We start from the raw sequence: 9,381 nt of genomic DNA on the forward strand, positions 1-9,381 counted from the left end.
GGGGGGGGGGGGCCCCCCCCCCCCCCGCGGGGGGGGGGGGGGGGGCCCCCCCCCCCCCGCGTCCAGACATTGTCCGCTCCGCAATCAGCACAAGGGCGGGCGACTCCGCCATCCTTGCGCCCAGACAGTAGCCTTACGGCAACCAACCGTAGGGTGGACGGCTCTACCGTCCACGCGCCACCCGCGTTGAAGCCGAACCCATGCGGCGCGAGGGATGACGGCCGGCAGTCCCCGGGCCAAGCTCCCTCCAGCCGCATTGCAGCGCCGGCAGCCTGGTGCCCTGAATCCCGGACGGCAGCATGTCCTCCGCTTCCGGCGCCTCCGGACTTATCCGCACCGTCGGACCAGCCGCGCCCTGCGTCCTTATATTAGTAGAGGCGCATCCTTCGCACCAGAAAGCACGCCCAGCCATTCCCGCGGCTAGCAAATTGTCTTGGCATCCATTCTTTCCTTCCCAGATTCCATGGCACCTGCCCTTAGCTTTCGCCTGCAGGCTTTAGCGCTACCAACCGCCCTGGATTCACGCAATTTCACCACGACCACGTCATTCTTTCTTCCATCCAATAGCAAGAAGCCCCTCAACACCCTCGCAAGAACATGTTGGACACACGCCCGTGCACATCACGTACCCTCCGCAAGGTTCACTTCTCCCCTTTTTGGGGCGCACCTTTCATTTTTGTCAATGCAAAGTGTTGGTTTGATATCAGACTGACTGATGTCAACCGATATATCTGCTATCACTTTTATTTATACTCTCTGGGAGAAGACCTGCCGAGCCCTCGCGGTTCAACTGTACGCACAACTTCCGCAAAACTGGCTATAGTTTGCAAAAAGACCAGAGTTACGGTATATGAAATTTGCCAACGCAATGATTTTGCGTGAGAAATTTGGTAAATAACGTAAGTTGGCCGGATCTTCTACACCATAAGGAGAATTGCTACATAAAATCACAAATCTCTTCTGCGTCCTTCACCGCACGACACCCCGCATCTGGCTTGTATAGATGAGCTTGTTTGCCTGCATTTACAGGCAGTTAGGCACCCTTTTGGTGATGTAAAAATGTATGTGCAAAAAAGAATTCGTAGGTATAATTCCTCGATGTCCCGGATGCGGCTCCTAGCTTTATGTCGTGTTTAGTGGGTTTAGTAGCAACAAAAAAGAGTTGGTATTGGAGAAATATGGCATGAATTTTACGCATGAGAAGAGCCCCGGGCGGAACATGACCGGCTTCATTATCGTTCTCCTGCTGCACGTGCTGGTTGCCTGGGCCATCGTGAATGGCCTCGGTACCCGAATCGTGAGCAAGGTGACGGAAGCCGTCGAGACCAAGCTGATTGAAGAAGTGAAGCCGCCGCCGCCGCCGGAAACCCCGCCGCCGCCGCCACCGCCGGAAATGAAGGCCCCGCCGCCTCCGTTCATCCCGCCGGTCGAAGTGCAGGTGAACAATCCGCCGCCGCCGACCAACGCGATTACCACGGCCACCAATACGCCGCCGCCGACCACCTCGCTGGCTCCGCCGGCACCGCCAGCTCCTCCGGCTCCGCCGGCGCCGGCGCGTGGCCCGAGCCGCACCGAAGCCGTGGCCGACTTTAACACTTGCGCACGTCCGGAATATCCGCGTTCGTCGCAGCGTAACGAAGAAACCGGTACCACGACCCTTCAGTTCCTGATCGGTGTCGATGGTCGTGTGATGGATTCCAAGCTGGCGAAGTCGAGTGGCTTCCGTGACTTGGACCGGGCCGCACAGTCGGCTCTGAGCAAATGCCGATTCAAGCCAGCCATGGTTGATGGCAAGCCGGAACAGGCGTGGACAGCGGTGCAGTACGTCTGGACGCTGGAATAAAACCGAGGCAGATCACCGTCTCATCTTTTGATTTTCGTTGTCATTAGTTCAGCGAACTGTCTATTTAATATTTTGGAGGAAGCATGTTTAAGAATACCCGTTTGTCCGCTATCCTGGCGGCTGTCCTGTTCTCGGTAACGGCAGCATCGGCCCTGGTGTCCGCACCGGCCTTCGCTGACGCACCGGCAGCTCCGGCAGCAGCTGACGCAGCCGCCGCTCCGGCCGCTGACGCAGCAGCACCGGCAGCCGACGCAGCAGCACCGGCAGCTGACGCCGCCGCTGCTCCGGCGGGCGACGCAGCCGCTCCGGCCGCGGCAACCGAAGAAGTCCACAACCCGTACGGCATCGGCGCCATGTGGGAAGAAGGCGACTTCGTCAACAAGGGCACCATCATCATCCTGTCGCTGATGTCGATCGGTTCGTGGTACATCATCATCACCAAGCTGATCGACCAGCAGAAGATCATGCGCCAGTCGAAGGAAGTCTCGGCCAAGTTCTGGAAAGCACCGTCGATCGCAGCTGGCTCGGCTTCGCTGAAAGAAGGCTCGCCGTTCCGCTTCATCGCTGAAACCGGCACCAAGGCAACCCAGCACCACGACGGCGCCCTGCTCGAGCAGATCGACCTGTCGACCTGGGTGACCATGCAGATCCAGCGCGCAGTGGACCGCGTCCAGTCGCGTCTGCAAGACGGCCTGTCGTTCCTGGCAACCGTCGGTTCGACCTCGCCGTTCATCGGTCTGTTCGGTACCGTCTGGGGCATCTACAACGCGCTGACCGCCATCGGTATGTCGGGTAACGCGTCGATCGACAAGGTTGCAGGTCCGGTGGGTGAAGCACTGATCATGACCGCCTTCGGTCTGTTCGTGGCAGTCCCGGCCGTTCTGGGCTACAACTGGCTGGTGCGTCGTAACAAGTCGGTCATGGAAGATGTCCGTTCGTTCAGCGCCGACGTGCACTCGGTCCTGATCTCGGGCGCCATGTCGACCTCGAACGCCGCCGCAAGCGCTAAAAAGGCTGGCTAAATCATGTCGATGAGTGTCGGCTCCGATAGCGGAGATGAAGATGCCGTGATGTCAGAAATCAACACGACGCCGCTTGTCGACATCATGTTGGTTCTTCTGATCATCTTCCTGATCACCAGCCCGGTGGTGCTGAATCTGCAGAAGGTCGCCCTGCCTGCAGAATCGAACCAGGTCACCAAGACCAAGCCGGAAGACGTCAATATCACCATCAACAAAGATGGCGAGATGTACTACAACCAGACGCGCATCGCGAACACGGACGAGCTGTTCAAGTTCCTCGCGGAGCAGTCGGTGAAGCAGCCGCAACCTGCTGTGAAAGTTCGTGGCGACCAGGAGTCCCGCTACGAAGCGATCGGCCGGGTGATTTACACGGCACAGCGTGCTGGGATTGCGAAGGTCGGTTTCGTGATTGAACCGCCTGACAAGGGCTGATAGTCCTGTCCGCGGTGCCGGACAACCCGAGGGAGCACTCCCCTGGCGTTTCCGGCACCGTGTCCGTTACCCCAACATTTGAAAAGGAAACATCATGGGTATGAACGTAGGTTCGGGCTCCGCAAAAGGAGCCGATCCGGAACCGATGATGGAAATGAACATGACGCCGCTGATCGACGTCCTGCTCGTTCTCATCATTATGATGATTATCACGATTCCGAAGCAAAACCACTCGGTCAATCTGAATATGCCGGTCGGCACCCCGCCGCCGTCTACTGAGAAACCGGTTGTGGTCACGATCGACGTGGACTTCGACGGCACCATCCTCTGGGACGGTGAAGTCATCCCGAATCGTGCGGCACTGGAAGCCAAGATGAACGGCATCGCTGCAATGGCCAACCAGCCGGAAGTGCACCTGCGTCCGAACAAGCTGGTAGAGTACAAGGTGGTGGCCGGTGTCATGGCAACCGCCCAGCGCCTCGGCGTCACCAAGATCGGCATGGTCGGTAACGAGCAGTTCCAGTAACCGTTTCATGTTTGACCAACACGGCAGGGATTCCCTGCCGTGTCCATTTTGAAGAAGGATGTTTTCAGATGACTAAATTCCGTCTCGCACACCTTGGCCTCGCGCTGGCCGCCCTTGGTTTCACCGCGGCCGTTCCGGTCGTCGGCCTGGCCCCCGTGCACGCCGCTGTCTCGCTGCGTCCGGAAGTCGGCAAACCGCTGCAACAGGCGCAGACCCAGCTCAAGCAAGGCAACGCCAAGGGCGCACTGGCAACCCTGCGCGAAGCGGACAAGGCCGCGAAGAGCGATGACGAGCGCTTCCTGATCGAGCGCGTGCGTGCATCCGCGGCATCGTCGGCCGGTGACTGGGACACCGCCGCCAATTCGTTCGAAAAACTGCTTGACTCGGGCAAGCTGAGCGCAGGCGAACGTTCGCAGTTCTCGGAAGGCCTGGTCGGCATCTACATGCGCGCCGGCGACCTGAACAAGGCGAACACCACCATCCTGAACCTGCTGAAGAAAGGCGACGATCCCAAGCTGCGCGCCTACCTGCTGCAGAACTATTACAAGCAAGGCAACGTCGCCGCCCTGGAAGCGGAACTGCGCAAGGCTGAAGCCAGCGGCCGCCTGAGCGAAGACCAGCTCGGCATGCTGGCCAACATCCAGCTGAAGAAGAACGACAAGAACGGCTACGTCAACACCATCGAGAAACTGGCCGCCAGCTATCCGAAGGCCCAGTACTGGAACGACCTGCTGAACCGCGTGCAGGGCAAGCCGGGCTTCTCGGGCCGCCTGTCGGTCGACGTGTACCGCCTGAAGCTGGCCAACAACCTGATGAAGAAGCCGAGCGAGTTCATGGAAATGGCCCAGCTGGTGCTGCAGGCGAAAGCCCCGGCCGAAGCGCTGAAGGTCATCGACAAGGGCTACAAGGCCGGCGCCCTGGGCACCGGTCCGGACGCGGGCCGTCACCAGCGCCTGAAGGAGCTGGCCGAGAAGAACCTGGCCGAGCAAAACAAAGGCGTCGCCGCCCTGGAAACCGAGTACACCAACGCCAAGGACAACGACGCGCTCGTGGGCCTGGGCTATGCACTGGTGCAGGCTGGCCAGGCCGACAAGGGCCTGAAGATGATGGAAGCCGCGATCAAGGCCGGCGGCCTGAAGTACGCCGACGAAGCCAAGCTGCGCCTGGGTGAAGCCTATGCCGCGGCCGGCAAGAAGTCGCAAGCCATCAGCACGCTCAAGAGCGTGGGCGGCAAGGAAGGCACCGCCGAACTGGCCCGCTACTGGATCATGGCGATCAATCGCCCGATCGCCTGATTCGTCTCGCGATCGTGAAAGCGCCGCCTTCGGGCGGCGCTTTTTTTTGCCGGTAAGAAGCGAGCGTTCAAGCTTCCGTAGGGTGGGCGGCTGCGCCCCCAACCCTACGTGCCGAGGCGATTCTGCTGGGAGACAAGGACCTTCTTCCTCCCTGCATCAGGTCTCGCTGCTGTGCAACATCCGAGTTACCGTATAATCAGTATTTTCGTGCCGTGCGCCATCAGCCGCCGGCGCGTGCAACTGGACCAATTGATGAAGGTATTCCGCGGACTTCCCAACGACAGGGCGCGCGCACCCTGCGCGCTCACGATCGGCAACTTTGACGGTGTCCACCGTGGGCACCAGGCATTGCTGTCGCACGTCCGCAGCGCCAGCGCCTCGCTCGGCCTGGAAGCGGCCGTCATGACCTTCGAACCCCACCCGCGCGAGTACTTCGCCCAGCGCAGCGGAGACCTGTCCAAGGCCCCGGCGCGCATCGCCAACCTGCGCGACAAGCTGGACGACCTGGCCAAGGCCGGCATCGACCGCGTGATCGTCGAACACTTCAACGAGCACTTCGCCTCGATCGCCCCCGACGATTTCATCGAACGCGTGCTGGTCGACGGCCTGCACGTCAAATGGCTGATGGTGGGCGACGACTTCTGCTTCGGCGCGCGCCGCGCCGGCAACATCGCCATGCTGCAGGAGGCCGGCAAGCGCTTCGGCTTCCAGGTCGAGACCCTGCCCGCCGTGATGCACGGCGCCCAGCGCATCTCGTCCTCGGCCGTGCGCGCCGCCCTGGCCGAAGGCGACTTCGCCCGCACCGGCGAGCTGCTCGGTCACCCCTATACCATGTCGGGCCACGTGATCCACGGCCAGAAGCTGGGCCGCACGCTCGGCTTTCCGACCCTGAACCTGCGCGTGGTGCACCGCCCCGCCCTGTCGGGCATCTTCGTGGTCCAGGTCCATGGCCTGGCGGAGCAGCCGCTGCCGGCCGTCGCCAGCCTGGGCGTGCGCCCAACCGTCGAGGACGCCGGCCGCATGCTGCTCGAGGTGCACCTGTTCGACTTCGCCCAGTCCTGCTACGGCAAGCTGGTGCGCGTCGAATTCCTGGCCAAGCTGCGCGACGAGGAAAAATACGGCGACCTGGCCACCCTCACCGCCGCGATCGACCGCGACGCGGCCCAGGCGCGCGCCTTCTTCGCCCACCGCAACGGCGCCCTCACCGCGACCGACCGAATTTGACGCGCCCGTCCGCGTCCGCGGCCGGGTCACCCACCGGCCTGCGCCCAGACTACCGCATCGAACCAATTTCTTATTAGAAGAACCTTATGTCCGACTCCAAACAGAACCCGCCGAAAGGCGCAAAGAAGCCTGAAAGCAAATACCCGGTTAACATGACCGACACCCCCTTCCCGATGCGCGGCGACCTCGCCAAGCGCGAGCCGGGCTGGGTCAAGCAGTGGCAGGACAAGAAGATCTACGAACGCGTGCGCAAGGCTGCCGCCGGCCGGCCGAAATTCGTGCTGCACGACGGTCCGCCCTACGCCAACGGCGACATCCACCTGGGCCACGCCGTCAACAAGATCCTCAAGGACATGGTCGTCAAGTCGCGTACCATCGCCGGCTTCGACGCGCCCTATGTGCCGGGCTGGGACTGCCACGGCATGCCGATCGAGATCCAGATCGAGAAACAGTTCGGCAAGAACCTGCCGACCGCCGAGGTGCTGCAGAAAGCCCGCGCCTACGCGCTCGAGCAGATCGACCGCCAGCGCGCCGGCTTCATCCGCCTGGGCGTGCTGGGCGAATGGGACAATCCCTACATGACCATGGCCTACAGCAATGAAGCCGACGAGCTGCGCGCGCTCGGCACCCTGCTGGAAAAAGGCTATGTCTACCGGGGCCTGAAGCCCGTCAACTGGTGCTTCGACTGCGGCTCGGCCCTGGCCGAAGCGGAGGTGGAATACCAGGACAAGCGCGACCCGGCGATCGACGTCGGCTTCCCGTTCGCGGAACCTGCCAAAGTGGCGCAAGCCTTCGGCTTGCCTTCGCTGCCGACCGACTACGGTTTCATCGTGATCTGGACCACCACCCCGTGGACCATCCCCTCGAACCAGGCCCTGAACGTCAACCCGGAAGTGAGCTACGCCCTGGTCCAGGCCGAGCGCGACGGCGCCCCGCTGCTGCTGATCCTGGCCGCCGACCTGGTCGAGTCCGTCATGCAGCGCTACAAGCTGGAATACAAGGTCATCGCCACCACCCTGGGCGACAAGCTGGGCGGCCTGCGCTTCAAGCACCCGCTGCACGCCCAGGACGCCTTCTACGACCGCAGCTCGCCGGTCTACCTGGCCGACTACGTGACCACCGACAGCGGCACCGGCGTGGTGCACTCGGCGCCGGCCTACGGCCTGGAAGACTTCCAGTCCTGCAAATCGCACGGCATGAAGGACGACGAGATCCTGAAGCCCGTGATGGGCGACGGCCGCTTCGCCTCCACCCTGCCGCTGTTCGGCGGCATGACCATCTGGGAAGCCTCCAAGCCGATCTGCGACGCCCTGCGCGGCGCGGGCGCCCTGTTCGAACTGAAGATGTTCGACCACAGCTACATGCACTGCTGGCGCCACAAGACCCCGATCGTCTACCGCGCCACCAGCCAGTGGTTCGCCGGCATGGACATCACGCCAAAGGACGGCGGCCCGACCCTGCGCGAAACCGCGCTGGCCGGCATCGCCGAGACCAAGTTCTTCCCCGACTGGGGCCAGGCGCGCCTGCACGGCATGATCGCCAACCGCCCGGACTGGACCCTGTCGCGCCAGCGCCAGTGGGGCGTGCCGATGGCCTTCTTCATCCACAAGGAGACCGGCGAGCTGCACCCGCGCACCCCCGAGCTGCTGGAGCAGGTCGCCCAGCTGATCGAGAAAGAAGGCATCGACGCCTGGCAGAAGCTCGACCCGGCCACCCTGCTGGGCGCGGACGCGGCCAGCTACGAAAAGAACAAGGACACGCTGGACGTCTGGTTCGATTCCGGCTCGACCCACCAGACCGTGCTGCGCGGCTCGCACAAGGACCAATCCGCCTTCCCGGCCGACCTCTACCTGGAAGGTTCGGACCAGCACCGCGGCTGGTTCCACTCCTCGCTGCTGACCTCCTCGATGCTGAACGGCCGCCCGCCGTACAAGGCGCTGCTGACCCACGGCTTCACCGTCGACGAGCAGGGCAAGAAGATGTCCAAGTCGCTCGGCAACACGCTGGCGCCGCAGAAGATCTCGGACACCCTGGGCGCCGACATCCTACGGCTGTGGGTGGCCTCGACCGACTACACCGGCGAGCTGTCGATCGGCGACGAGATCCTCAAGCGGGTCACCGAATCCTACCGCCGCATCCGCAACACCCTGCGCTTCCTGCTGGCGAACACCTCGGACTTCGACCACGCCAAGGACGCCGTACCGGTCGCCGAACTGCTGGAGATCGACCGCTACGCGATCGCCGCGATGGCCCAGCTGCAGCAGGAAGTCGCAGCCAGCTTCGAGCGCTACGAGTTCCACCCGGTGGTCGCGCGCCTGCAGAACTACTGCTCGGAAGACCTGGGCGGCTTCTACCTCGACATCCTCAAGGACCGCCTGTACACCACCGGCGTGAACTCGCACGCGCGCCGCTCGGCCCAGACCGCGCTGTGGCACATCGCGCACAGCCTGCTGCGCCTGATGGCGCCGATCCTGTCCTTCACCGCCGAGGAAGCCTGGGCCGTGTTCGCGGGCGAGCAGGCCTACGCGGAGAGCGGCGAGACCATCTTCACCCAGACCCTGTGGACCTTCCCGGCACTGGCGGATGGCGAAGCCCTGCTGGCCAAGTACGCGCTGCTGCGCGAAGTGCGCACCAGCGTCACCAAGCAGCTCGAGGAAGTGCGCGCGTCGGGCGCCATCGGTTCCTCGCTGCAAGCCGAGCTGGCGCTCAAGGCCGCGGGCGAGAAGTACCAGGCCCTGGCGAGCCTGGACGACGAGCTGAAGTTCGTCTTCATCACCTCGCAGGCCAGCGTGAGCGAAGCGGCGAACGAAGCCGAGGAAGCCGTCACCGTGACCCCATCGGAAGCGGAAAAGTGCGAGCGCTGCTGGCACTACCGCCGCGACGTCGGCCACGACCACGCGCACGCGGGCCTGTGCGGCCGCTGCGTGAGCAACCTGTTCGGCAGCGGCGAGCCGCGCCGTTTCGCCTAAGACTTTCTTAGGGTCCAGCGCCCAGCCCCGGGGGGGGCGGGGGGGGGCGGGCCCCCCCCCCCCACCCCCC

Annotated in this window: 7 protein-coding genes; all 7 read left to right on the forward strand. The window is 63.1% G+C overall.

Annotated features, from left to right (window positions below; genetic code table 11):
* The first annotated feature begins 1,183 nt into the window (after positions 1 to 1,183).
* The 7 genes from KBW98_RS23150 to ileS all read left to right on the forward strand — a co-directional run bounded on the left by KBW98_RS23150 (position 1,184) and on the right by ileS (position 9,311).
* Positions 1,184 to 1,843, forward strand: a complete 660-nt coding sequence (locus KBW98_RS23150; protein WP_211522526.1) for an energy transducer TonB — start codon at positions 1,184 to 1,186, stop codon at positions 1,841 to 1,843.
* An 83-nt stretch (positions 1,844 to 1,926) separates the two neighbouring features.
* The gene (locus KBW98_RS23155) at positions 1,927 to 2,865 is read left to right on the forward strand and encodes a MotA/TolQ/ExbB proton channel family protein (protein ID WP_211522527.1); all 939 of its coding nucleotides are present in this window, start codon (positions 1,927 to 1,929) and stop codon (positions 2,863 to 2,865) included.
* Positions 2,866 to 2,868: 3 nt separating this feature from the next.
* Positions 2,869 to 3,297: a biopolymer transporter ExbD gene (locus KBW98_RS23160; protein WP_211522528.1), complete on the forward strand. Its 429-nt coding sequence runs from the start codon at positions 2,869 to 2,871 to the stop codon at positions 3,295 to 3,297.
* Between the two features lie 94 nt (positions 3,298 to 3,391).
* Positions 3,392 to 3,823 (forward strand): biopolymer transporter ExbD, encoded by a 432-nt coding sequence (locus tag KBW98_RS23165; protein WP_211522529.1) that lies wholly within the window; start codon positions 3,392 to 3,394, stop codon positions 3,821 to 3,823.
* A 68-nt stretch (positions 3,824 to 3,891) separates the two neighbouring features.
* The gene (locus KBW98_RS23170) at positions 3,892 to 5,118 is read left to right on the forward strand and encodes a tetratricopeptide repeat protein (RefSeq protein ID WP_211522530.1); all 1,227 of its coding nucleotides are present in this window, start codon (positions 3,892 to 3,894) and stop codon (positions 5,116 to 5,118) included.
* 252 nt (positions 5,119 to 5,370) lie between these two features.
* Entirely contained in the window at positions 5,371 to 6,342 is a 972-nt protein-coding gene (locus tag KBW98_RS23175) for a bifunctional riboflavin kinase/FAD synthetase (protein ID WP_211522531.1), read from the forward strand.
* Positions 6,343 to 6,428: 86 nt separating this feature from the next.
* On the forward strand, positions 6,429 to 9,311 hold the full coding sequence (gene ileS / locus KBW98_RS23180; protein WP_211522532.1) for an isoleucine--tRNA ligase: 2,883 nt from the start codon (positions 6,429 to 6,431) through the stop codon (positions 9,309 to 9,311).
* Positions 9,312 to 9,381 lie beyond the last annotated feature (70 nt).

Origin of the sequence: Massilia sp. ST3 (assembly GCF_018119405.1) — a bacterium.
Taxonomy (GTDB): domain Bacteria; phylum Pseudomonadota; class Gammaproteobacteria; order Burkholderiales; family Burkholderiaceae_D; genus Telluria.

Excerpts from the sequence above, each read along its gene's own strand:
- KBW98_RS23150 (WP_211522526.1), top strand. The coding sequence starts at position 1,184 with ATGAATTTTACGCATGAGAAGAGCCCCGGGCGGAACATGACCGGCTTC.
- KBW98_RS23155 (WP_211522527.1), top strand. The coding sequence starts at position 1,927 with ATGTTTAAGAATACCCGTTTGTCCGCTATCCTGGCGGCTGTCCTGTTC.
- KBW98_RS23160 (WP_211522528.1), top strand. The coding sequence starts at position 2,869 with ATGTCGATGAGTGTCGGCTCCGATAGCGGAGATGAAGATGCCGTGATG.
- KBW98_RS23165 (WP_211522529.1), top strand. The coding sequence starts at position 3,392 with ATGGGTATGAACGTAGGTTCGGGCTCCGCAAAAGGAGCCGATCCGGAA.
- KBW98_RS23170 (WP_211522530.1), top strand. The coding sequence starts at position 3,892 with ATGACTAAATTCCGTCTCGCACACCTTGGCCTCGCGCTGGCCGCCCTT.
- KBW98_RS23175 (WP_211522531.1), top strand. The coding sequence starts at position 5,371 with ATGAAGGTATTCCGCGGACTTCCCAACGACAGGGCGCGCGCACCCTGC.
- ileS (WP_211522532.1), top strand. The coding sequence starts at position 6,429 with ATGTCCGACTCCAAACAGAACCCGCCGAAAGGCGCAAAGAAGCCTGAA.